The sequence below is a fragment of the Micromonospora sp. M71_S20 genome (assembly GCF_003664255.1).
In the GTDB taxonomy this organism is placed as follows: domain Bacteria; phylum Actinomycetota; class Actinomycetes; order Mycobacteriales; family Micromonosporaceae; genus Micromonospora.
In genome coordinates this window covers 1,176,660-1,201,611 of sequence record NZ_RCCV01000001.1, presented here as the reverse complement: position 1 = coordinate 1,201,611, position 24,952 = coordinate 1,176,660, and the positions used below count along the sequence as shown (strand labels likewise).

The window sequence follows — 24,952 nt, the reverse complement described above, 5'->3', positions numbered from 1 at the left end:
TCGAGGCACAGCCGGATCTTCAGCCCGGCGGGAGGGCAGTGATTCGCCTGGCTCCGCTGAGTCCACAACGGTGGCGACGTCTGGCGGCCGGCGACGTGATCACGATGCACGAACAGGTGCCGGTGGTCGGGACCGCGACCATCGTCGAGTCGGTGCTCCCCGTTGGCATCTTCGCAATGCGTGACGGAGGGTGACGGCGGGCGGGTTCGGCATGTCTCGGTGTTGACCTGATGGCGGGCGGGTGGCGGTGCCCGGCGGGCTACCGGTTTCGATGTCGACGTGGCTTTTTGATGATCAACTGCAACTCGCCCGCCTCGGCGTGGACCCGGAGCGGTCGGTAGCGTCGATCGACGCGGCAAAGTTTGACAACCGTCCTACCTGGGACAACAAGGGTCGGTTCGACAGTCGACCCGGCTGGGACAACTGGAACAAGAAGAAATAGCCCCGCGACGGGACGCGTGGGGTGGCGTGCCCACCCCGCGCCCACACAGGTTGAGGACACATGCGTACCACCACGATCGGCGACGTGAAGGTCCTGCTGCCGGACCTCGAACCGGACGACCTCGACACCACGTCGGACCTGGACGGCGGCCTCACCGAGGCCCTCGTCGAGGGTGCGGCGTGGCACGGCTCGCACCTTGAGGACGTCAGCATCCGCAGCAGCCTGATCACCGGCGTGGACCTGAGCGAGAGCACTTGGGAAGCCGGCAGCCTCTACGGCTGTGAGATCACCCGCACCGACTTCTCCGGTGCGACCCTGACCGGCATCACCATCGAGCGGTGTGCGATCACCGGTTCCCGGTTCACCGGCACCAGATTCACCGACGTACGCCTCAACGACGTTCTGTTCGACGGCTGCCGCTTCGACTACGCCACCTTCCACCGCGTCACCACCGCCGGCTCGGTCGCCTTCACCGACTGCACTCTCACCAACGGCGCGTGGTCTTCATGCCGACTACCGCGCATCGCGCTGTGGTCATGTGACCTCGCCGGCCTGGAACTGGACTCCTGCCACCTCGACGGCACCGATCTGCGGGGCAGCCGCCTTCACGGCCTCAAGACGCCGCTGGACAACCTGCGCGGTGCCACCGTCGGCGAGGACCAACTTCCTGATCTCACTCAGCTGACCGTCGCCGCCCTCGACCTCACCGTCCGCAACAACTGAAGCCGAGGAGGCGTCGTGCTCGCTGAACCCACTGGCAGCCCGGACACGATCCTCGTCTGCATCCGGGCAACTCCGGCTCGGGTAAGAGCAGCATCGCCCGCGAGCTGCGACGCCGGCACGGCCGGGGCTGCGCCCTGGTCGAGCAGGACTACCTGCGCCGCATCCTGCTGCGCGAGCGGGACAAACCCGGCGGTGCGGCACCGGCGTTGATCGGGCAGACCGTTCGGTTCGCGCTGGACCACGGCTATCACGCCGTGTTGGAGGGCATCATGCACAGCAGCCGCTACCGAAGCATGCTGACCTCACTGCGGGACGGCCACCGAGGGCGGTCCCTGTTCTGCTACCTCGACGTGTCCCTGGCCGAGACCCTGCGCCGGCACCTCACCCGCCCGCAGGCCACTGAGTTCATCGCCGAGCACATGAGCGGCTGGTACGCCGCCCATGACGTCCTGGGCTGGCCAGGCGAACTCGTCCTACCGGAGACCACCACCCTGGTCGACGCCGTCGAGGCCCTCGCCGCTGCCGCCGGGCTACCCCAGACCGGACGCGACGACGACCTGCTTCCGAGCGTTCCGTCCCCGTAGAGCAGCCAAGCCGGCTACCGGTGTCGCCGTTCCGGCGCACCGTTCGTCAACGTCGGTCCCGAGTGGTCAGACAACCCGTCAAGCACGGCGACTGCGACGGCATAGAGCTCGCCCTACCACGCCCGCATGAGCCAGCTCTCAATGACAGTGAAGTCGCGCCCGGTCAGCCCGCGACGTGGATCGACCCGATGCAGCAGGGCCGGACCGTGGTGATGAGCGAGTTCTCCGGGCTGCTGAAACAACTTCTCTGATCTCGTCGCGGCTCCAGGGAGGCCGTGACTCGGGTCGGGCGGCGTACCGGTCGAGGCGCTGCGGAGAGGGTTGCCTCACCCGGCGCCGCTACCGGCTCGCCGGCTGGCCGACCGGTGGAACCGGCTCGGCTCGGAGACCGTGAACCCCGACGCACCGCCGGGCGCGCTGCACCGCTCGGGGTGCTATCGAGAACCAGCGATACGGACGATGTCGACAGGCCGCTTCGACCAGCACAATCCGCGAATGGACTCCTGGTTGATGACGGTCGGGTTGCCGGTCGCGCTCGGCATCGTCATGCTCGGCCTCGGGCTGGGCCTCACCATCGGTGACTTTCGGCGGGTGGCGGCGTACCCGAGGCTGATGCTCGTCGCCCTCGGCTGCCAGGTGCTGCTGCTGCCGGCGCTCTGCTTCGGTCTGGTCCTACTCTTCGGGCTCAGGCCCGAGCTGGCCGTCGGCATGATGCTGCTCGCCGCCTCGCCCGGCGGGACCACCGCCAACCTCTACAGCCATCTCTTCGGCGGCCACGTCGCCGTCAACGTCACGCTCACCGCGGTCAACTCGGTACTCGCCGTCTTCACCCTGCCCGTGGTGGTGAACTTGTCGGCGGATCACTTCCTGGGCGACGCGGCGCCGATCGGGCTCCAATTCGGCAAGGTGCTCCAGGTCTTCGCGATCGTGCTGGTGCCGGTGGCCCTCGGAATGGCCCTGCGGTCGCGCTTCCCCCGGTTCGCCGACCGACTCGGCCGGCCGGTGAAGATCCTCTCGGTGGTGGTGCTGGTCGCGGTGATTCTCGGGGCGGTGCTCAAGGAACGGGCCAATCTCGCCGACTACTTCCTCGCGGTCGGCGCGGTGGTGCTGGCCTTCAACGTGATCAGCCTGCTGGTCGGGTACGGCGTGCCGAGGCTGGTCGGGGTCGGTCGGCGCGAGTCGATCGCGGCCGGCATGGAGGTCGGTATCCACAACAGCACGTTGGCCATCACTATCGCGATCAGCCCGGCGTTGCTGAACAGCACCGAGATCGCGGTCCCGGCCGCCGTCTACGGCATCGTCATGTTCTTCACCGCCGCCGTCTTCGGCTACCTGGTCAGCCGGGGACGTAACCCGGTCGAGGCCGGCAGGGTCCGGACCGCGTGAGCCGGACACCGGCGAGGTGGTCGTTTGGGCCGCTCAGTCGAGGCAGAACTCGTTGCCCTGACGATCGGTCGGGAGCGCGCGCGAACTCTTCCGAACTGGGAAGCCCCTTCGAGGGCGGCGGTACGACGTACCCCAGGACCTCCACCAGAAACGGGCGACGCGCTCCGGGTCGGCGCAGTCGAAGGCGATCTGGAACTGCTTCACCGATGTCATCCGTCCCCGTAGAGCAGCCAAAGCCGGCTACCGGTGTCGCCGATCCGGCGCACCGTTCGCCAACGCCGGCCCCGAGTGGTCAGACAGCCCTCAAGCACGGCGACTGCGACGGCATGGAGTTCGCCCTACCACGCCAGCTCTCATCGACAGTGAGGTCGCGCTCGGTCAGCCTGCGACGTGAGGTCAACTACAGACCCGCCAAGTGCTTTGCAGGGGTTATTGCGCTCGTCTCTTCGGTTGAATGACTGAACAGTGATCTCCAGAATCCGGCCCAAGACCACGATAGGAGGGCGCGGGCACTCGACGGGTCCGTAGGCGCCCCATTCGGCAGTCCATCCGGCATCCGATGTCGGTGTAGATGATCCTGGTGGCCGTCCGCGGCGACGGGCACCCACGTTGGGTGATGGGCGATCGGAATGGCTGTGAGCGGTTGATGTCCGGCGGGGTAATCAGGACATGAATGACCGCGCGGCCGTACGGCGGCTGTCGTCGCGACAGAGGCCTACGCCTCGTCGTAGCAACTGCTGTGCCCCGGGCACACGCTGGCGACTGACCGAACGATTACCGGTGCGGTCTGGGCTCGGCCTCAGCTGACCCGGCTGTGACCTCCGGCTTGCGGCGGTCATTTCCAGAAGCTGCCCGGCTTTCGGACGGTGACTCTCGCATTGCGACCACGCACCTGGGAGGGGGTGGGCAAGTTCCGCCGCAGGGCCTACGACCCGGAAAGATCCGGGCGGCCTCTCGGATTCTTGCGTCCGTCGACGATGCTAGCTTCGGACACTCGGTGGTCATCGGAGGGATCTGATCAAGTGGCGTTCTATGTTGAAGTACCCCTGCCCGACGGCTCGGTCGTGCTCGCTGAAGTGACCGAGCAGGTGGAAGGAGTTGTTTCAGCAGGTCGAGCAAGCGACGTCGTAGGTCGCGTGACCGATTCATTCGAGGAGTCCTTCGCCCGATTCCGCACGATGGCCGCCGGGGTGGCCCGGCAGGCATGGAACCAGGCCCACCCGCCCGAGCGGGTGGCCATCGAGTTGGGTGTCAAGGTGACTGCCAAGGGCAAGCTGGTGTTGGCCGAGACCGGAGTCGAGGGACAGCTGAAGGTCCTCTTCGAGTGGCAACGTAGCGGGGTCACGCCGAAGGGATCGGCTGACGACGAGTGAGCCGGTCCCCATCAGAGCAAGATCGCCTGCCCACGCTCGACGGTGTTTCCGCGTATCCGCTGCGTGCGTCGATCGTCCGTATCCTCGACGCGGACAGGAACGGCGTAGGACTCGGTCTGCTGGTCGGTCCCCGCGAGGTGGTGACGTGCGCTCATGTCGTAGCTCGAGCATTGGGGCTGCCGGAACGGTTTCCCGAGGCGTCGGCCTCGGTGCCTGACGCCCCGGTTCTCCTGGAGTTCCCGCTCCTTGCCAAGGACCGTATTCTCACCGCTCGGGTCGAGATCTGGCAGCCGATCGCCGAAGACGAATCAGGCGACGTGGCGGGACTGCGACTGTACGGCGCCCTGCCCGAGGGCGCCCATCCCACACCGTTGGCTCGCTCGGCCGGGGTCATTGGCCACGGATTCGTGGCCTACGGCAGCTCCGCGCGGGACACGGTAGGCATCGGCACCTGGGTCGTCGGCGAGATTCGGGGTGTCGTCCGGCACGGCTGGCTACAACTCGCACCCGACGCCACCGCGGACGCGCCGCGGGTGGAGCCTGGGTTCAGCGGCACGCCGCTCTGGGACCGCCACCGTGGCCAGGTTGTGGGCCTGGTGCGCGCGGTACGGCGACATCGGGGTGTGGCGGTCGAGGGATTCGCTCTGCCTGCTGACACGGTGCTCACCGCATGGCCACTTCTGGCCGACCGGGTTCGCGCCGCCTGTCCGTTCCGGATGCTCACACCGTTCGATGAATCCGATGCCGGCAACTTCCACGGACGCGAACGCTTGATCGACCGGACCGTTGCGGCCATCGTGGCCGGTCGCGTCTGCATAGTGAGCGGCGCGTCCGGAGCCGGCAAGACGTCACTGCTGCACGCGGGCATCCTGCCCTCCCTACGCAGGCGGGACGGGTATCTTCCGGTCGTGGTTCGCCCGGCGGCCCGCAGCGATCCATGGCTGGCGCTCGCGTCGGCGATGGAGCGACTGGTCGCCCCCCAACGGGAGCCGGCGGAAGCGCTGGAGGCGGAGGGAAAAGTCGCCGCGCTCCTCAGGGACGCGCCGCCCGAGGATTACGTCCACGGGCTGCTCGACCGACTCCAGTACCGCTGCCTGGTCCTCATCGTCGACCAGTTCGAGGAGTTGGCGGCGGCGGAGCCGACCATCGCCCGGCGCTTTCTCGCCATGCTGGTGCGGCTGGCCGAGGTCGGCGCGTCCCAGCGACCGCCGGACGTCCGGCTGGTCATCGCCTCTCGCACCGATGTGCTGGCCGACTTCACCGGCACGTCCTCGGACGGTGACAGCTCCGCTGCCGTGGAAGGGCTCACCCGTGTGACGACCACTGTCATCGACGTGCCCCCCATGGACACCGAGGAACTGCACCGGGTCGTGACCGAGCCGGTGCGCGCCGCCGGGACGGTGCGATACGAGCCGGCACTGGGGGAGCGGATCATCGCCGATCTTCGCGACCAGCCGTACTGTCTTCCGGTACTCCAGGCCACCCTGACGTACCTGTGGGAACGGCAGACCGCCGACGGACTGCTCACCCACGAGGCATACCAGCAGAGTCAGCAGGGCGCTGGCCCGATCGCCCAGCACCTGGACGAGGTGTGGAGCCGTGACCTCGGTCCGCAGGAGCGCGAGCAGACGAGACGTCTCGCTCTGCACCTGGCCCTGCCGCTCGAGGACGGTGGACACGCCCGCCGCATCGCCCACCGGGACGAGCTGGACGCGACCCAGTGGGAGCTGGCCCAGGTGCTGGCCACCACCCGGATGCTGGTGTTACGCGTCGCGGTGGACGGCAACGAGACAGTGGAATTCACCCACGACGCCCTGATGGCCCAGTGGCCCCGCCTGGCCGGGTGGCTGTCCGAATCGCGGGAGCTGCTCCGGTGGCGCAGCGACGTGCGCCACCGGGTCCTCGCCTGGGCCGGCGGCGCCGACGACCGACCCGCGTTGCTCGAAGGCAGTGAGCTACGCCGGGCCGAGGCGCTGATGAACGTGCATCAGGACGACCTGAGCGTGCCGGAGCGGGAGTTCGTCTCGGCGAGCAGCCGCCTACGCCGCACCGCCCGGATGGTGACCGCCGCGGTTCTCACGGTCGTCCTGGTGCTGCTGTCCGGCGTGGTCGCCTCCACCGGCCTGTGGTGGTGGCGGGACCGGACGAGCAAGCAGCAGGCTGCCGTCGCGGCGGCCCACGGCCTTCTGGAACGCGCGTCGTACACCCGGGACGGGCGTACCGGCGCGCTGGTGGCGGCTGACGCGTTCACCCGGGCGGACACACCCAGGACCCGGCAAGCTCTGGCGGAGGCCTACCGCAGCTACCGGTACGTACGGTCGGTGTCGCCGGCTGCGCGAAGCTGGCGTTCCGGCCACGAGATGCTCACCACCAGCGCCAACCAGGAGGCCCAACTGGCCTATGACGGCGGCGGGGGCGGAGTCGAGGTGTGGCGGCTGGACACCCTGACCCCCGGCCATCCGCCCCGGGCCGTCGTCCTGCCCACGAGGGCCAAGGCCGCTGCCATCAGCGGCGACGGGCGCACCGTCGCGACCCTGACCGGCGACGTCCTGACCTTGTGGGACGCGACCAACGGGAAGCCGGTGGCCCGGCGTCCGCTGGCCCGGCCGGTGGCGGATTTCTTCACCGACCGACCGGTTCAGCTCGCCCTCGACCACACCGGCACCAGCCTGGGATACGTCGTGGGCGACATCGCCGGGGTGATCGACACTGCCACCGGCGCCGACCGGGGCGAGCGGTCCCGCCTGCCGGTGAAGCCACAGTCTCGGCACGGTGCGTCGCTCCGCCTCGGTCCGGACGGCCGCCTCGGCGTCGTCACGTACGACGACAAGAACAGCATCCGTCACGGACTGTTCCGGCCGTCCCGAGGGCCGGTGGTTCCGATGGCAGCCGGCACCCAGGTCGTCGGCTCCCTTCCGGACCGACCCGAGCTCGTGCTGTGCCGTCCGCGCAAGGGGCTCGGTGGCGCGGTCCAACGGGTGGACTATCTGCTGCTGAACCTCGAGACGAGCCGTGAGCGGCCCTTGCTCGCCGACGTACCGCGATCGGCGGACCGGGGCCACTGCGCCTACGCCGCGGTGGATCTGGCCCGAGGCTTCACCGCCCTTCTCGAGAACGGGCCGTTCGAGGAGGACGGCTACCGCTTGCGCCTACTGGACGAGGCTGTCGAGATCTGGGATCATCGCGCCCGCCGTCAGGTCGCCTCGTTCCCCGCACCCTCCAGCTACTTTGACGGGCCCGACTCCCTGCTCCGGCTGCAAGCCACCCCGGATGGCAGCGGCGTGTTGACCGTGAACGGTCCCGGCGGGATCGCGGTGCTGGAGCTTCCCGCGGTCGACTCTGTCGACTTCGCGCTGGCCGCCGCCCGGGCTGCGGCGTACGACCCGACGGACACGTTCGTCGTGGTGCAGGGACAGGACGGGTCGCTGAGCGCGTGGGACAGAGGCACCGGCCGGCGACGGGCAGCGAGCACCGAGCGGGTGACGCCGGGCTGGACCACCGGTTGGGAGTTGCACAACTCACTCGCCTTCAACGGCGACGGCACCCTGGTGGCCACCCCAGGGACCGCACCTGGCTCGCTCACGCTGTGGGAGACCCGGACGATGCGGCGACTGGCGACGATCGCCGTGCCGCAATGCGCCGCCAGGACCGCGCTGTCCGGTCACCTACCCTCACTGAGCTGGGCGTACTCCGGGGCGACACTGGTGGTCGTCTGCAATGGAACGACCTCGGTGTGGGATGCCCGCACCGGGACGCCACGCGGTGCGCCGTTCCGCATCGCGGACAGTCGGGTCCTCACGGTGCCCCATCCGACGCGGCCGGTGTTGTTCGTCCTGACGGGACCGGACAACGTCATCGAGACCTGGAGCCTCGCCACCGGCCGCCGAGAAGGCGCCTGGCAGCCGCTCGCCGACGATCGGGGGCGGTCGGCCTACGGCCTGGCCCTGCACCCGGACGGGAGCCGCCTGGCGATCACCTACAGCGAGGGCCCGCTACTTCTGCAGAGCACGGACGGCGGCCGAGAGGCCCAACGCTTCGAGGTGAACGGGACCAAGCCGCACTGGTTGGCGATGCCGGGCCGCATCGCGCTGTCCACCGGGGCGGGCCTCGTGGTGCAGCGCACCGAGCCCGCGACGTTCATGGACAGGCTACGTGGCAAGGGAGCGGCACAGGTCGTCCTGCCGGTGGCGGGTTCCGCCGAGCAGCTCTCCCCGAAGGGCGGGGAGCTGCTCGTGTCCTACGAGAATGCCGGGTGGGGACGCGTCAGCGCCGATCCCCTCAGTTGGCACGAACAGGTGTGCCGGGCACACGGCGGGGCGACCGAGGTCGACCGGGAGGAGCTCGACCCGGTCGGTGCCGGATCGCCCTGTTGACCGACGGCCGGCCGGCCTGCCTACGCCACCTGCATCGACCTGTGGGGTCGACCCGCAACCAAACCCTCAGGCATGCCGGGCGGTGCCCGACCGCCCTGCTGGACCTCGCGGGTTCGGGGTTCGAGTCCCTGGCGGCGCACCAGCAATGATCTGGGCATTCACCCTCGCGGGTGGGTGCCCAGATGTCGTTTCGGGGTGAGTGACAGCAACGTCGACAGGATCCGGGTCACTCCTCAGCCATCTCACGTCGTGCCGGCGCTTCCGCATCCGTTCAGCCGGCCACCGGACAGCGGTTGAACGTCCACTGTGGATAACAGTTGTGTATCGACGTCCAACCGGGGTGCCGCACCACGATATCCATTGGCGGCATCGCGAGCCGCGGTGCGGAAGAACACTTCTGTGCGCCACGGAGGTCGGCGATGCGCGACGGCAACATGAGCACGTCCGGGGATCGGGCCGTCGACCTGCTCCCCGGCCTGTGGCACGCGCGACCGCCGCTGCGTCGCAGGCTGGTCCCGGCGCTGGCGGGGGCGATGGCCCTGGTCATCGCGGTGACCGGGGTGGGGGAGCTGCCGCCGCCGATCGACCCCCCGAAGGCGGGCCTTGACGTGCCGGCCGACGGGACCGGTGGTGGGCAGGGCACGGCCGCGGCGCCGCGACAGCGGTGGGACGGCGAGTCGGAGACCGTCGCGGCGACGCGGTCACGGACGAACCGGAAGGTTCCCGCCTCCCAGCGGTCGCGCTACCCGCAGCACTCGCTGCCGCAGCGACCGAGTGTCCCGGCGAACACGGCGACCATGCAGCAGCCACCGGTCACCCCGGCGCGCGGCTACCAGTCGGCCACCAGTCGGGAGCTCGCGCCGCAGCGCGACGCGTACCGGCGGGCCTACGCGAATGCCGACGGCACCCAGACCACCGTCTTCTCCGCGGCGCCGGTCAACTACCGCACCGCCACCGGCGGCTGGGCACCGATCGACCCGAGGCTGACCGGCGACGCCGCCTCGGGCTGGCGCAACACGGCGGACGCGGTCCAGGTCCGGCTCGCCCCCCGGGCCGACGCGCCGGCCGTGGCCCGCTTCGCCCTCTCCGGGGGTCAGGCCGTGTCGTACGGGCTGGCCGGCGCCGCGTCGGTTCCCGGAGAGGCCGACGGCGCACTGGTCACCTACCGTGGCGTGCTGCCCGGCGTGGACCTGGAGCTGGAGTCGCGCCCCGGTGCGCTGAAGGAGACGCTGGTCCTGCGCTCCCCGAGGGCCCCCCGGGTGTACGACTTCCCGCTGGGCCTCGAAGGGCTCACCGCGGCGGTGCGCGACGGCTCCGTGGAGCTGTCCGACGTGGCCGGCACGGTGCGGGCCGTTTTCCCACCCGGCCACATGGTCGACGCCGCGCCCGTCCCGGTGACCTCGACGGCCGTCAGCTACCAGCTGCGTACCGTCGGTGGTAAGCCCCACCTGCGGGTGTCCGTGGACGACGGCTGGCTACGCGACCCGGCCCGGGTCTACCCGGTCCGCCTGGACCCGACGGTCGAACTGCCGGTCGCCGACGGCGCCGCCGACTCGGCCATGTACGTGCACGGCGGCAGCTCCGCCTCGGGCGCGAGCGAGCTGCGGGTCGGCACGGTGGACAGCGCCAACGCCGCCTCGTACGTGAAGTTCGGTGGCCTGGTGGAGCGACTGCGCCACCACACCATCTACGGAGCGCAGCTCCAGGTGGTCAACTACGACGCCGACTCCTGCCGGGCGCGGGAGGTGACCGTGCACCCGGTGACGGCCGCGTGGTCGGCCGGCACCGGCTACTCCTATCCCGGCCCGGCGGTCGGCGCCGCGCTGGCCACCAGGTCGTTCGCGCACGGCTACGTCGCGTTCGGCGAGGACTCGTCGGCCTGCCCGACCGCGGCCGAGGCGTTCGACCTGGGCGGCGCCGGGGGCAACCTGGTGCAGCGGTGGGTCAACGGGGAACAGGCCAACCACGGCCTGTCGCTGCGCGCCTCCACCGATCCGCTCAGCGGCAAGCGGTTCGCCGGCCCGCAGACGGCCAACCCGCCGAGGCTGTACGTGACGCACAGCCCGTACAACGCCTCCTACCAGATTCCCAAGCCGGTGCCGAACCCACCGGTGTTGCAGAACCAGAACGGCCGGGTAGCCGTGACGGTGACCAACCGCAGCGCCGGCGCGTGGGCGGTGGCCGACTACTACCTGGCCTACCGGGCCTACAACGCGCGGACCGGCGCGGCGGTCGGCCAGCAGCGCGCGGCCAACCTGACCGTCCCGGTGGCCCGGGGCGCCTCGGTGACCCTCGACGCGACCATCAAGGCGCTGCCGCCGGGGCGGTACTTCCTCGACTTCACGATGGTGCGTACCGGTGGCGCGGTCTTCACCGACCACCAGGTGCCGCCCGCCCGGATGGTGCTCGAGGTCGTCGACATCCCACCGGTCGTGCAGGAGCTGTACCCGCCGAACGGCTACTCCGCACAGACCCTGGCCCCGCAGCTGTGGGCCCGCGCGCTGGACATTGACGCGCCCCCGGGACTGTCGCTGTCCTACAAGTTCGAGGTGTGCGAGCAGACGGCGTCCGGCGGCACCACCGGGTGCTTCGACTCCGGCTTCCAGGCCAGGACCGCCTGGACGGTGCCGGCCGGCCGGCTGTCCTGGAGCAGGACCTACCGGTGGCGGGTGATCGTCAAGGACGGCGGCAACGAGGTGCCGTCGCCGACCTCGACGCTGCTCACCGTCGTGCCCCAGCCGGAGATCACCTCGCGGATCGCGGGCGCGACGACGGCGGCGCGCGACCGCGAGTTCGACGCCCAGACCGGCAACGTGTCCACCACCGCGATGGACGCGACGGTCACCACTGTCGGTCCCGAGCTGAACCTGGTCCGCACCTACAACAGCCTCGACCCGCGCCGCGACGGCGCGTTCGGCGCCGGCTGGTCGACCCGGTACGACATGCGCGTCGTCCCCGACGCGGACGGCTCCGGCAACGTGCTGGTCACCTACCCGGACGGCCAGCAGGTGCGCTTCGGCCGCAACCCCGACGGCACCTTCGCCGCCCCGGCCGGCCGCACCGCCTCGCTGACCTGGAACGGCACTCTCTGGACGCTGGTCGACAAGGCGAGGACGACCTACCAGTTCTCCGCCGCGGGCCGGCTCACGAAGATCACCGACGCGGCCCTGCGGTCGATCGTGCTCACCTACAACGCCACCGACGGCAAGCTGGCCCGGGCCCGGGTCTCCAACAGCCAGACCAACACGGCCGGCCGGTCGCTGACCTTCACCTGGACCGGCGCGCACGTGACGAGCGTCGCCGCGGACGCGGTCAACGGCGTGGCGCCGACCTGGACCTACACCTACGGCGGCGACCTGCTCACCTCGGTCTGCGCCCCCGGCAACGCCTGCACCCGGTACGGCTACGCGGCCGGCTCGAACTACCGCACCGGCGTGCTCGACGCGAAGCCCGAGTCGTACTGGCGCCTGGGCGAGCCGCAGGGCACCGCCGCCGGCAGCGAGGTCGCCGTCAACCTGGGCAAGGACGCGGGTGTCCACACGGGCGTGACCCTCGGCACGGCGGGCGCGCTGACCGGCACCGGCAACACCGCGGCCACCTTCAACGGCACCTCCTCGGTCGTCGACCTGCCCAAGGGCGCGGTGAAGAAGGCCCGCGACACCGCGGTCGAGCTGTGGTTCAAGGCCAGCACCACCGGCGGTGGCGGCCCGCTGCTGGGCTACCAGGACAAGGCGCTCGGCGCCGCCTCCACCACGGGCGTGCCGGTGCTGTACGTGGGCACCGACGGCCTGCTCCGTGGCCAGTTCGGCGGCCCTCCGATCGCGCCGCTGACCTCGACCGCCGCCGTCAACGACGGGCGCTGGCACCACGCGGTGCTGTCGGCGATGGGCGGCGTGCAGACGCTCTACCTCGACGGCGTCAAGACGGCCGAGCGCGCCGGCACGACGGTCGAGCACTCGCTGCTCACCTTCAACCAGCTCGGCGCGGCGTACGCGACCAGCCCGGCGTCCTGGCCGGCGTGGGGCACGACGGCCCGCCGGCACTTCGCCGGCGTCATCGACGAGGTGGCCGTCTACTCCCACCCGCTGGGCCAGGCGGCGGTCACCGCGCACCACCGGTACGCCGCCGGCACCGACCAGCTGACCACGGTGACCCTGCCGAGCGGCAAGATCGCGGCGCAGTTCAGTTACGACACCGCGGCCGACCGGGTCACGAAGCACACCGACCGGCACGGCGGCATGTGGACCATCGGCGCGCCGCTGGTCTACGGCGGCGACACCGACCTGCGCCGCAGCGTGCAGGTGCTGGACCCGGCCAACCGGCCGCACCTGTTCGAGTACGACGCGCTCAGCGGCCAGTTGCTGCGCTCGGGCACGCCGCTCGGCCTGGAGATCCGCGAGGAGGACCGGCCCGGCTCGCCCACGCCGCCACCGCCCCCGCCGCCGACGGAGGTGTGCTCCACGCCCGACCCGGGTGACCCGTCGTTCTGCACCGTCATCCCGGGGGACGCGGGCGGGCCGGTGTTCGTGCGGCACCCGCTGGAGGGCATGGCGATCCGCACGTTCGAGTACGACGACCGCGGCAACCAGACCGTGGTCACGAACGAGAACGGCGACGCCGTGCGGATGGGCCACGACCAGCGCGGCAACGTCACCTCGAAGCGGACCTGCCGCACCAACGGGGTCTGCCACACCGCCTACACGACCTATCCGGCGACGGTGACCGACCCGTTCGACCCGCGTAACGACCTGCCGACCGAGTCGCGGGACGGGCGTTCGGCCAGCGCCACCGACAACACCTACCGGACCAGCTACGCCTACACGCCGTTCGGTGAGCTGGCGACGCAGGTCAACCCGGACGGCGGCACCGTCCGGCACACCTACACCACCGGTGGCGAGGCGGCGTACGGCGGCGGCACCGTGCCGGCCGGCCTGCTGCTGACCACCACCGACGCGCGCGGCAAGATCACCCGCTACGCGTACTACCAGAACGGCGACCTCTACCGGGTCACGCAGCCGTCGGGGCTGGCCACCACCCACACCTACGACGCGTTGGGCCGGCTGCTCACCACCACGGAGATCTCCGACAGCTACCCGGCGGGCGTGGTCACCAGCCACAGCTACGACGCGCTGTCGCGGCCGGTCAGCATCACCGAGCCGGCCACCACCGACGCGGTGACCGGCCAGGCGCACCAGAAGCGCTCCACGACCTCCTACGACGTGGACGGCAACGTGACCCGCGTCGAGGTCGACGACGTGCGCGGCGACGATCCGACCCGGGTCAGCACGTGGGAATACGACCAGTCCAACCGACCGATCAAGACCACGGACGCGGAGGGCAACGAGACCGTCAAGAACTACGACCGGTTCGGCAACGAGACCACCGTCGTGGACGCGAACGGCAACCGGTACGACTACGCCTACACGGCGCGCAACGCGCTGGCCGAGGTCCGGCTGCGGGCGTACGCCGGCGACGAGGGCCCCACCACCGGCGACTACCTGGTGCTGCACACCTACACGTACGACCACGCCGGCCGGATGGCCAGCGACACCGACGCGATGGGCCGTCGGCTGGAGTACCAGTACTACGGCGACGACCAGTTGCACCGCCTCGTGCTGAAGAACTTCCGCAACGCCGACGGCAGCAAGCGCGACTACGTCGTGGAGGAGAACACGTACGACGGCGCCGGCAACCGCACCCGGCAGGCCTCGGCCAACGGCACCTCGGTCACCCAGCAGACGTACACCCCGGCCGGCACCGTCGCCAGCGTCGTGGTCAACCCCGGCGCCGCCGCGCTGACCACGTCGTACGCGTACGACACGATGGGCAATGTCACCCGGATGACGCGCACCGGCCGGCCGTCCAACGTGCCGTGGACCCTGTCCACCGCCGGTGAGCAGGTCGACTTCGCCTACGACGACAGCGGCAACCCGATCCGCCAGACGGTCGTCGCCGGCACGGTCAGCCGGGTCACCACCAGCGTCTACGACCAGCGCGGGCTGCTGACCGCCGCCACCGACCCGCTCGGGCGGACGATCCGCTACCAGCACGACGAGCTGGGCCGCCAGGTCCGGGTGGTCGCCCCGGCGGTGGCCGCCGAGGAGAACGGCACCGCGCCGAGCACCGTCACGCCGACCACCGTCACCGGCTACAACACCTTCGACGAGACGGTGCACACGGCCGACGCCCGGGGCAACGTCAGCCGCTTCACCTACAACCGACTGGGCCGCCAGGTCGGCAGCACCGCCCCGACGTACGCGCCACCCGCCGGAATCAGCTCGTTGCAGCCGACCACGACGGCCCGCTACGACGCGGCGGGCAACGTGCTCGAGACCGCCGACGCGCGGGGCAACGCCACCCGCTACCAGTACGACCAGTTGGGCCGGCTGGTCAGCCGGGACGCGCCGGCCGGCACCGCGGACCGGGCGGTGACCCGGTACACCTACACACGTACCGGTCAGCTCCTGTCGGTGACCAGCCCCACCGGCAGCCGGACCGAGGCGACCTACGACGACCTCGACCGGCAGGTGACCGCCACGGTGCTGGAGCGGTACCCGACCGCCCGGACGCTCACCACGCAGTACCGCTACGACGACCGTGGCAACGTCACGTCGGTCGTGTCGCCCAGCGGTGCCACCACCGCCAACACGTACGACGTGTTCGACCAGCTCACCCGGGTCGTCGATCCCGCCGGGGTGGCCACCAGCTACGGCTACGACTTCGCCGGCCGGCAGGTGCGCGTCAGCGACGGGCTGGGCCGCACCGAGCGGATCGACTACGACCTGTTCGGGCTGATCACCGCCGAGTCGGACGTGGCGCCGGACGGCTCGATCCTGCGTACCCAGACCTACGGCTACGACGCGGCCGGCAACCTGACCTCGGCGGTCAGCCCGGGCGGCGTGACCACCACCTACGAGTACGACACGCTGGGCCGCCTGGCCCGGCAGGTGGAGCCGGTCACCGCCAGTTCCTCGATCACCACCAGCTTCGGCTACGACGTGGCCGGCAACCCCACCCGCTACACCGACGGCCGGGGCAACCGCACCATCTCCACGTACAACAGCTGGGGCCTGCTGGAGTCGCAGATCGAGCCGGTCACCACCGCCCACCCGAATGCGGCCGACCGCACCTGGACGGTGGCGTACGACGTCGCCGCGCAGCCGACCCGGCTCACCGCGCCCGGCGGGGTGACCCGGATCCGCAGCTACGACTCGGCGGGCCGGCTGACCGGCGAGACCGGCAGCGGCGCCGGCACCCCGGAGCGTGCCCTCGGCTACGACCTGGCCGGCCGGCTGATCCGGGCCGCCGCGCCGGTCGGCACCGACACGTTCGGCTACGACGACCGGGGCAACCTGCTCAGCGCCACCGGCCGGGCCGGCGCCGCCAGCTTCCGGTACGACGCCGACGGCCTGCTGACCAGCCAGACCGACGCGTCCGGGACCGCCACCTACACCTACACGAAGCGGCGGCTGACCGCGGCCCGCGACGGCATCACCGGCGTCACCCAGAGCTACAGCTACGACGCCGCCGGGCAGCCGACCAGAATCGACTACGGCTCCGGCCGGATCCGCACCTTCGCCTACGACAACCTTGCGCGGGTGAGCAGCGACGTCACCCGCAACGCGGCTGGGCAGTCGGTCAGCTCGGTCAACTACACCTACGACGCCGACGACAAGCTCATCGGCAAGACCACGGCCGGAACGGCCGGGGCGGGCAAGCACACCTACGCCTACGACCTGGCCGGGCGCCTGATCTCGTGGACCGGGCCGCAGGGCACCGTCGCGTACGCCTGGGACGCCTCCGGCAACCGGATCAGGGCCGGCGCGAAGACCGCCAGCTACGACGAGCGCAACCGGCTGCTGTCCGACTCGGACTACACCTACACCTACACCGCGCGGGGCACGCTCGCCTCGCGAACCAGCTCCGGGCTGACCGAGAAGTACACCTTCGACGCGTTCGACCGGCTCACCAACGCGGGCAGCGTGACGTACACGTACGACGCGCTGAACCGGGTGGCGGCCCGTGGCACCTCCTCGTTCGGTTACGCGGGCCTGGCCGACGACGTGGTCACCGACGGCGCCAGCCGCTTCTCCCGGGGGCCGGCCGGTGAGGTCCTCGCCGTGGGCGAGGGCAACGAGCAACTGCTGGCCCTCACCGACGGACACGGCGACGTGGTGGCCGGCATCGAACCCATGGACACCGCGCTGACCGAGCTCACCGACTCGAAGGCGTACGACCCCTTCGGCAAGGTGGTCGCCACCGAGGGCGACACGGGCGACCTGGGCTTCCAGGGCGACTGGACCGACCCGACCACCGGCCAGGTCGACATGGGCGCGCGCTGGTACGAGCCCGGCACCGGCGGCTTCGTCTCCCGCGACACGGTCAACTACCGCACCGGCGACTCGATCCTGGCCAACCGGTACACCTACGCGGCGGGCGACCCGCTGGCGCACATCGACCCGGACGGGCACTGGCCCTCGTGCAGCTGGTGCAAGTCCGTGGTCAACAGCGTCAAGAAGACGGCCTCCAGCGCCTGGTCGGGCGCGAAGCGGGTCGCCGCCAACGCCTGGTCGGGCGTGAAGCGGGTCGCCTCCCACGCCTGGTCCGGGCTGAGGGCGGGGGCCAGCTACGCCTGGGCGGGCGTGAAGCGGGCGGCCAGCTGGGTCGGCTCGGCGATCCGGAAGGCGGCCAGCGCCATCTCCAGCGGCGCCAGATGGCTCTACGACAAGGCCCGCACGGCCGTCAGCTGGGTCGGCAACCAGATCAGATCCGCGGCCACCTGGGTCGCCGGCAAGGTGTCGCGCGCGTACCAGGGGGTGAGCGGCGCCGTCTCGGCGGGAATGACCTGGGCGAGGCAGAAGGCCGAACAGGCGCGTCGGGTGATCCACGAGATGAAGCGGCGGGTCACCGAGACCGCGCGCCGGGCCATCGAGTACGCGGTCAGGCACAACCCGGTCCAGGCCGTGGCCGCCGCGCTCAAGCCGGTCGTGTCGACCATCAAGACGGTGGTGTCGGCGGCGGCACACATCCCGGCCGCGGTGGTCGCCGGCGTCCGCGACGTGGTGGCCGACACGGTCCGGGGCGCCAAGGTCCTCTACCAGGCGGCGGTCCAGGCGGTCGGGACGGTCGTCGAGGAGGTCTCCAAGGCGGCCGAGGCGGTGGTGGACTTCGCCCAGGCGGCGGCGCCGTACGTGAAGGACGCGCTGAGCTTCGCCGCCGAGGCGGTCGGCATCACCGATCTGGTCGACTGCGTGAGCAAGGGCGACCTCGAGGCGTGCGCCTGGACGGTGGCGACCGTGGCCGGCTTCGCCCTCGGTGGGGTCGGTGGTGGGGCGGTGCGCGCGGCACGCGTGGCGCGTCTGGCGGCCAGGAACGGCGACGAGATCGCCGACGTCATCCGTGGGGGAACCCGGGTGCCCACCGCCCGGCGGGCGGACGACGCGGCCGACGTCGCGTCCTGCGCCACCGGCAACAGCTTCACCGGCGACACGCTGGTCCGGATGGCCGACGGCTCGACCAAGCCGATCAGCGAGGTCAGGGTGGGGGAGAAGGTGCTCTCCACCGACCCCACCACCGGCCGCACCGGCGCCTTCGCGGTCACCGCCGTCATCGTCGGCGAGGGACGCAAGGAACTGGTCGAGGTCGAGGTGGACACCGACGGCCCGGGCGGTTCGGCCAGCGCCACGGTCACCGCGACCGAGGGCCACCCGTTCTGGTCGCCGGAGCGGAACGCCTGGGTCGAGGCCGGCGACCTCGTCGCCGGTGAGGAGTTGCGGACCTCCGGCGGGGGGACCGGGACGGTGCTGGCGACCCGGGAACGTACCGAGCGGGAGCGGGTCTACAACCTCACCGTCGACTCGACGCACACGTTCTACGTGCTCGCCGGCGGGCTGGACCTGCTGGTGCACAACACCGACGCCGGCTGCCCGGTCCACGGCCCTTCGGCGCTGCCCGAATCGACCACTGGAAGGAAGCCCTCGGGCCGGTGCAACTGCGACGACGCGAAGCTGGACGACACCTTCCCCGAACTGCGCAACGGCACCGTTCAGCGGCGGAACGAGGACATGGAAGAACTGCGGAGGCAGCTCGAAGGCTTCAGGGGCAAGCGGGAAGCCCACGCGAAGGCCTTCGACAAGGTGGTCGAGTTCATCCAACAGATCGACGATTGGTTCCCGCACGGTGTTGGCTGACCGCCGGTCGTCCTTCGGTTCTGTCACCGAAGGTCGACCACGGACCCCGAAGACCATCCTCATTACGACAAAGGGAAGTGACGTGTTGACCGAAGGCACGTACAGATCGCGGCCGGTGCGGCTGCTGACCGTGCTGGTGCTGTTGGTGGCGGCGTTGGGCGTGGCCGTCTCGCGCCCGTCGCCGGCCGCCGCGGACGCGGCCGGGCTGGGCGGCGACTACGTGTCGCTGCCGAGAGGCGCCGCGCTGCTCGACACCCGTACCGGGATCGGCGGGCGCACCGGCGCCGTCGGGGCCGGCGGCGTGGTGACGTTTCCGGTCCTGGGCGTCGGCGGCGTCCCCTCCGCCGGAGTGAGCGCGGTCCTGATCCGGCTGGTGACGACGGACGGCACCGCCACCACCTACCTGCGGGCCTACCCGGACGGAACCACCCCGAACGGGGTGTCGATGCTCAACACCTCGCCGGGGGAACAGGTCTCCAACACCGCGGTGGTCCGCCCCGGCAGCAACGGCCGGATCGCCGTACGGCAGGACGCCGGCAGCTCGCACATCATCATCACCGCGCAGGGATACTTCCGCTCCACCGTCGGTGGCGGCGGCGGATTCGTGCCGGTCGCGCCGGACAAGCTGATCGACACCCGGGACGGCACGGGTACGACCAAGGCGAAGATCGCCGCGCAGGGCAACCGCACGGTGACGCTGACCGGCGGCGCGATCCCGGCGACCGCGACCGCCGTGCTGGCCAACGTGATCGCCGTCAACGTGACCAAGCCCGGCTGGCTCGGCGTGATGCCGGCCGGTGGCGGCGCGCCGCCGCACTCGGCGGTGAGCTTCGAGGAGACCGGACACAGTGGGCACCTCACCTCGGTGCCGCTCTCCGCGGCCGGCCAGGCCACGTTCACCAACCAGAGCGGTGCCGCCGTCGACCTGATCGTCGCGCCGTACGGCTACATCAGCGGCGACGCCGGCCAGGGAGCCGGCTTCCGGCACCTCGCGGCCACCCGCCTCCACGACGGCTCGGTCGCGGCCGGTGGGACGGTCGACGTGCAGGTGACCGGAAAGCTCGGCATGCCCACCCGGGGCGTTGCCGGCGTGGTCGTCAACGTGACCGCCGTCGCCCCGTCCGCCGCCGGCGCCGTCCAGGTGTGGCCGGCCGGCGGCGCCGTGCCCGCCGTCTCCCAGGTGCACACGCGCAAGCCACACAGCGTGACCGGCCTGGTCATCGTCCCGCCCGGCACCGACGGCGCGATCCGGCTGAGGCACACGCTGCCCGCGTCCACCCGCGTCATCGTGGACATCCAGGGCTACTTCGCCGACCCGATCCCGGCGGCCCCGGTGGAGTCGTTCGCGGCGTCGGTGGGCGTGCAGGCCGGTCCGGTGGCGGGTGCGTCGCTGGGCATGGTGGAGTACGCGTACACGGACAACATCGGCCGGGTGCTGATCGGGCACCAGACCGACGTGGACAACTTCGGCTCGGTGCAGTGGACCGTGGTTTCGGGCAACGAGGCGTTCTCGGGCCGGCCGTCGCTGGGCGTGCTGGGTGACGGCAAGGTGCAGGTGGCGGCCCGCTACTCGGATTCGGACGTGTGGGCGCGTACCCAGACGGCGGTGGGTTCGGCGACGTGGGGTGCGTGGGCGGACTTCGGCGGTTCGATGGCCGCCGCCCCGGTGGTGACCCGGCTGCCGTCCGGCACGATGGCGGTGTTCGCCGTCGACGCCGACGGAAAGCTCTGGGTCTACCAGCAGACCGGCACCATCCCGGCCTGGCGGGCACTGAGCGACCAGGACTTCACCGGCACGCCGGTCGTCGCGCCGACCCGCACCGGCGTGCGGTTGTTCCTGCGCACCGCCTCCGGCACGGTGGCGACGGCCGAGTACGTCGAGGGCACCCTGTCCCCCTGGACGAACCTCGGCGGCACCGGCACCAGCACGCCCGCCGTGGTGGTGTACCCCGGCTACCGGACGCGCGTCTTCGTGCAGAACCTCGACGGCCGGATCGCGACGAAGTACCAGGACGCGGCGGGGACGTTCCCGGCAGCCTGGACGTCGCTGGGGTCGTACGTGTCGGCGGGCGCGCCGGCGGCCGTCCTGGACCCGGTGCTGGGCCGCACGGCGGTCGTCACCCGCAGCACCACGGGCGCGGTCATGCTGTCGTGGGAGACGGCGCAGGGTTCGGGGGTGTTCGGCGGCTGGTCCGCCGCGATCCCGGACCTGTTCGAGTCGGCGGCGACTGATCCGACGATCGTGCCGGTGACCAACGGCGCGGGGCAGACGTGGCTGATCCTGTTCCGCAACGCCAACAACGCCAGCCGCATCTACGAACGGCAACCGGTCGCCGGCCTTGCCGCCGCGGCCGACCGTAGCTCGACCACTGCGGTGCAGGCCGGGGACACCGCTGTCACGGCGGTCGCGCGCGGCGTCTTCGCCGCGCACACCCTCCCCGCCCCACCGGCCTGACGCACCACGGGTCGGGCGCGGCACCGGTCCGCGCCCGGCCCGGTACCGACACACCAGCACCTTCCTCCCGATATTGATCCGCTGGCCGTCCACCGGACCGTCGCTTCTCAAGGGAAGCGGCGACGACCGCGACGCCAGGTCGATGGAAAGGCATGTCATGAATCGGTCACGATGGCGCGGTAGATTCGCCGCCGCGCAGGTCGCGGCGCTGGCCGCGGCGCTGCTGGCGGTGGTCGCGCCGACGCCCGCGTACGCCGCCGACACGGTGAGCTGCGCCGCCCAGACGTCGTTCTTCGCCGCCGACACCACCGGCAGGCTCTGGCGTTACCCGGTCAATTCGCCCGGCAGCACGAGCCTGAGCTTCTCGGCCCGCAGCCAGATCGGCAACGGCTGGCAGACCTACGGCCGGGTCATCGGTGGCCCGGGTGGGCGGGTCTACGGCATCAACGCGAACGGGCTGTACCGCTACCGCTGGACGAGCAGCGGCTGGGAGAAGATCAACGGCAGCGAAGGCCAGCGGATCAGCACCGGCTTCACCCAGTTCGCGAGCGCCAGCGCCCGGAACAAGATCACCGTTGACGAGCGGGGCGACTTCTACGCCGTCGACGGGCTGGGCAGGCTGCGCACCTACCGCTACGACGAGGCGGCCGGCGCCTGGGCCTTCTCGGATCGCCTGCTCGACACGGGGTGGGGCCGGTTCAACCTCATCGTCGCCGCCGGCCAGGGCGTGCTGTTCGCCCGGGACGCCACCGACGGCCGGCTCTACCGCTACCGGTACGACGCGGACAGCCAGCGGTGGATCGACTACCACCAGTCGCTCGGCACGGGCTGGAACGTGTTCACCAAGGGCGTCGTCTCGGCCGGCGGGGACACCCTGTTCGGCATCGAGGCCAGCGGGCTCATGGCGCAGTACCGCTTCCGCGAGGACAACAACACCTGGGTGGTCCTGCGCCGGACCATCAGCACCTCCGGCTGGCAGAGCTTCAGCAACGTCGCGGCCATCACCAACGCCTGCACGCTGACCGCCTCGCACGTCCCGGCCCGGCCGGCGGTGCCGGTGGCCCAGTACGCGGCGGCGAGCGTGACGCAGGCCAACTCCAACAGCATCGAGCTCGCGCACACTGACAACATCGGCCGGCTGCTGCACGGCCGGATGAGCCCGGACAACTTCAGCTCGCTGCAACTGACCGCGGTCTCCGGCAGCGAGGGCTTCAGCGGCGTGCCGGCGGTGTCGGAGAACACCCAGAACCTCACCCGGATCACGGCTCGCAACATCAACAGCGACGTCTGGACCCGTACCCAGTCGGCCGCCGGCAGCCCCGGCTGGGGCGGTTGGGCCGACCTGGGCGGCCGGATGGCCACCAACCCCGCCGTGGCGCGCCTCTCCGACCAGCGTGAGGTCGTGTTCGCGGTGGACGCGGGCGGCGCCCTGTGGGCCCGGCGGCAGGACCCGGCGCACGCGGACCTGCTGGCCTGGCGCAAGCTCGGTGGCAGCGGCCTGACCGGCACCCCGGTGGCGGTGCCGCTGGCCAACGCGAGCGCCCTGGTCGTCGTCGCGGACAGCGCCGGCACGTTGCAGGCGGCCCTCTACACGGGCGGCACGCTGGGGGCGTGGACCAGCCTCGGCGGCAGCGGTTTCACCGGCACCCCGGCCGTGGTGGTGATGCCCGGCTACCGGCTGCGGATCTTCTCCCGCAACTCCGTCGGCCGGATCGCGGCCACCGAACGCCGTGTCGACGGCACCTTCACCGGGACGTGGACGCCGGTCGGCGGCACCGGTGTCGTTCCGGCGGGCGCGCCGAGCGCGTTGCTGAGCCCGGTCACGGGCCGCATCGGCGTCTACGTGCGTGGCACCGACGGCTACATCCACTACGCCGCCGAGACGGCGCAGGGCAGCGGCACCTGGGGCGCCTTCATCCCGGCCCAGGACGCGTTCGAGACCTACGCCACCGATCCGACCGCGTTCAGCTTCGTCAACGCCAACGGTGCGAACGTGGCCTACCTCGCCCGTACCCCCGCCGGCTCGCTGCGGTTGTACACCGTCCAGGAGCCGACCTCCTGGATCGCCGGCGCGGCCCGTGCCCGTACGACCAGCGCATCGACCGAGCGTCCGGTCTTCCACCGGCACGTGCTGCCCCCACCGCCTCCCGTCGACTGACCGGAGGCTGGACCCGGAAGGGGCCCGTGGGCTGACCGCCCCCGGGCCCCTTCCCGCTGCCTGGTGCGACCAGGTCGGTCACGCGGTGCCGGTCGTCGGCCGGGCCCGCGAGCGGCTTGTACGCAGCGTGTACGGCGGTTGTACCCACCGGTCTCCGGGGCGCGCTAGCTTCTAGCTGCCCACCCGACCGACGCGGTTGTCCGGGTCGCTGCTTCCTGATGGGAAAAGGCAGATGTGTCCTGTACCGACGGCGAGGACCGACGTCGCACTTCCGCAGGCCGTTCCGGCGGAAGAGCACGTGGCGGATGCGCTCGAGCGCATCCGTGGCAAGGCCGAACAGGTGGACGTCGCACTGCTGCGGAACGGGCTCTCACCCCGGCTCGACGGCATCGACGGCTCTCATGTGCACCTCCTGGCCGGGCTGGCGGACGAGCTGCCGCCACTGGTCGTGCACCGGTCGACGATGCGGGTGGTGGACGGGCTGCACCGGCTGGCCGCGGCGCGCACGCGCGGCCAGCGGCAGGTGCCCGTGGTGTACTTCGACGGGACCTCCGAGGAGGCGTTCGTCCTCGCGGTGCGGCTCAACGCGACCCACGGCAAGGCGCTGCGCGTGAAGGACCGCGCGGCGGCGGTACGGCGCATCCTCGACACGTATCCCGACTGGTCGGACCGCTGGATCGCCTCCGTGTGCGGGGTCGCGCCGCGCACGGTCGCCAAGGCGCGACAGGATTCGGCCGACACCGGTCAGCGGCTCGGGACCCGGATCGGCCGCGACGGCAGACGCCACCCGCTCTCCGTCGAGGAGGGCCGCCGGACGGCCGAGCAGATCATGCGCGAGGAACCGTCAGCCAGCCTGCGCGAGGTGGCCCGCCGCGCCGGCGTGTCCGTCGGCACCGCCCTGGACGTACGGCGGCGGATGTTGGGCGGTGAGCCCGAGCTGGTCAGCCACACCGCCGGCGCGGCACGGCCCGTGGCGGCGCAGCGGGTCGCGGCGGACGCCGGACAGCTCAGCGTGCGCAGGATTCGGGCCCAGTTGGGGTGGTTGGTCCAGGAGCCGGCGCTGCGCTACACGGACCAGGGCCGGGCGCTGCTCCGACTGGTGTCGGCCACGCTGGCGTTCCTCGAGCAGTCCGACTCGATGGAGGGCGTGGCACCCGTCCACTGCCGGCATTCGTTGGACGCGGTCGCCCGTGCCTGCGCCAGCGGCTGGCTCGACTTCGCCGACCAGTTCGGCGAGGAGAAGACTCCGTCCCGATCGGGTTGACCGC

Annotated in this window: 10 protein-coding genes and 2 pseudogenes; 11 read left to right on the top strand and 1 reads right to left on the bottom strand. The window is 71.3% G+C overall.

Features of this window, described 5'->3' with window-relative positions; genetic code table 11:
- The first annotated feature begins 271 nt into the window (after positions 1-271).
- From amcA to DER29_RS05250, 5 genes and pseudogenes are all read left to right on the top strand, one after another.
- Entirely contained in the window at positions 272-442 is a 171-nt protein-coding gene (gene amcA / locus DER29_RS05265; protein WP_370040246.1) for a multiple cyclophane-containing RiPP AmcA, read from the top strand.
- Between the two features lie 60 nt (positions 443-502).
- The gene (locus DER29_RS05260) at positions 503-1,165 is read left to right on the top strand and encodes a pentapeptide repeat-containing protein (protein WP_121396298.1); all 663 of its coding nucleotides are present in this window, start codon (positions 503-505) and stop codon (positions 1,163-1,165) included.
- A 15-nt stretch (positions 1,166-1,180) separates the two neighbouring features.
- Positions 1,181-1,749, top strand: a pseudogene (locus DER29_RS05255) (AAA family ATPase).
- A 62-nt stretch (positions 1,750-1,811) separates the two neighbouring features.
- Complete coding sequence (locus tag DER29_RS34075) at positions 1,812-2,000, top strand: hypothetical protein (protein ID WP_158618972.1); 189 nt, start codon at positions 1,812-1,814, stop codon at positions 1,998-2,000.
- 244 nt (positions 2,001-2,244) lie between these two features.
- A complete protein-coding gene (locus tag DER29_RS05250) occupies positions 2,245-3,135 on the top strand; it encodes a bile acid:sodium symporter family protein (protein WP_121396296.1) in 891 nt (296 codons plus the stop codon).
- A 36-nt stretch (positions 3,136-3,171) separates the two neighbouring features.
- Here DER29_RS05250 and DER29_RS35080 read toward each other — a convergent pair.
- Positions 3,172-3,348, bottom strand: a pseudogene (locus tag DER29_RS35080) (VOC family protein); the annotation flags it as partial.
- Between the two features lie 809 nt (positions 3,349-4,157).
- Here DER29_RS35080 and DER29_RS05240 point away from each other — a divergent pair.
- The 6 genes from DER29_RS05240 to DER29_RS05215 all read left to right on the top strand — a co-directional run bounded on the left by DER29_RS05240 (position 4,158) and on the right by DER29_RS05215 (position 24,948).
- Positions 4,158-4,508 carry a CU044_2847 family protein gene (locus DER29_RS05240; RefSeq protein ID WP_148709978.1) on the top strand — a complete coding sequence of 117 codons (351 nt, stop codon included), beginning with the start codon at positions 4,158-4,160 and terminating at the stop codon, positions 4,506-4,508.
- Complete coding sequence (locus DER29_RS05235; protein WP_121396294.1) at positions 4,505-8,881, top strand: trypsin-like peptidase domain-containing protein; 4,377 nt, start codon at positions 4,505-4,507, stop codon at positions 8,879-8,881. Before DER29_RS05240 ends, DER29_RS05235 begins: the two co-directional genes overlap by 4 nt.
- A gap of 419 nt (positions 8,882-9,300) precedes the next feature.
- The gene (locus tag DER29_RS05230) at positions 9,301-19,071 is read left to right on the top strand and encodes a polymorphic toxin-type HINT domain-containing protein (protein ID WP_121396293.1); all 9,771 of its coding nucleotides are present in this window, start codon (positions 9,301-9,303) and stop codon (positions 19,069-19,071) included.
- Positions 19,072-19,153: 82 nt separating this feature from the next.
- Positions 19,154-21,526 carry a hypothetical protein gene (locus DER29_RS05225; protein ID WP_148709977.1) on the top strand — a complete coding sequence of 791 codons (2,373 nt, stop codon included), beginning with the start codon at positions 19,154-19,156 and terminating at the stop codon, positions 21,524-21,526.
- A 157-nt stretch (positions 21,527-21,683) separates the two neighbouring features.
- Complete coding sequence (locus DER29_RS05220; RefSeq protein ID WP_158618970.1) at positions 21,684-23,684, top strand: tachylectin-related carbohydrate-binding protein; 2,001 nt, start codon at positions 21,684-21,686, stop codon at positions 23,682-23,684.
- A 298-nt stretch (positions 23,685-23,982) separates the two neighbouring features.
- Entirely contained in the window at positions 23,983-24,948 is a 966-nt protein-coding gene (locus DER29_RS05215) for a ParB/RepB/Spo0J family partition protein (RefSeq protein WP_158618969.1), read from the top strand.
- Positions 24,949-24,952 lie beyond the last annotated feature (4 nt).

Excerpts from the sequence above, each read along its gene's own strand:
- amcA (WP_370040246.1), top strand. The coding sequence starts at position 272 with ATGTCGACGTGGCTTTTTGATGATCAACTGCAACTCGCCCGCCTCGGC.
- DER29_RS05260 (WP_121396298.1), top strand. The coding sequence starts at position 503 with ATGCGTACCACCACGATCGGCGACGTGAAGGTCCTGCTGCCGGACCTC.
- DER29_RS05250 (WP_121396296.1), top strand. The coding sequence starts at position 2,245 with ATGGACTCCTGGTTGATGACGGTCGGGTTGCCGGTCGCGCTCGGCATC.
- DER29_RS05230 (WP_121396293.1), top strand. The coding sequence starts at position 9,301 with ATGCGCGACGGCAACATGAGCACGTCCGGGGATCGGGCCGTCGACCTG.
- DER29_RS05220 (WP_158618970.1), top strand. The coding sequence starts at position 21,684 with ATGAATCGGTCACGATGGCGCGGTAGATTCGCCGCCGCGCAGGTCGCG.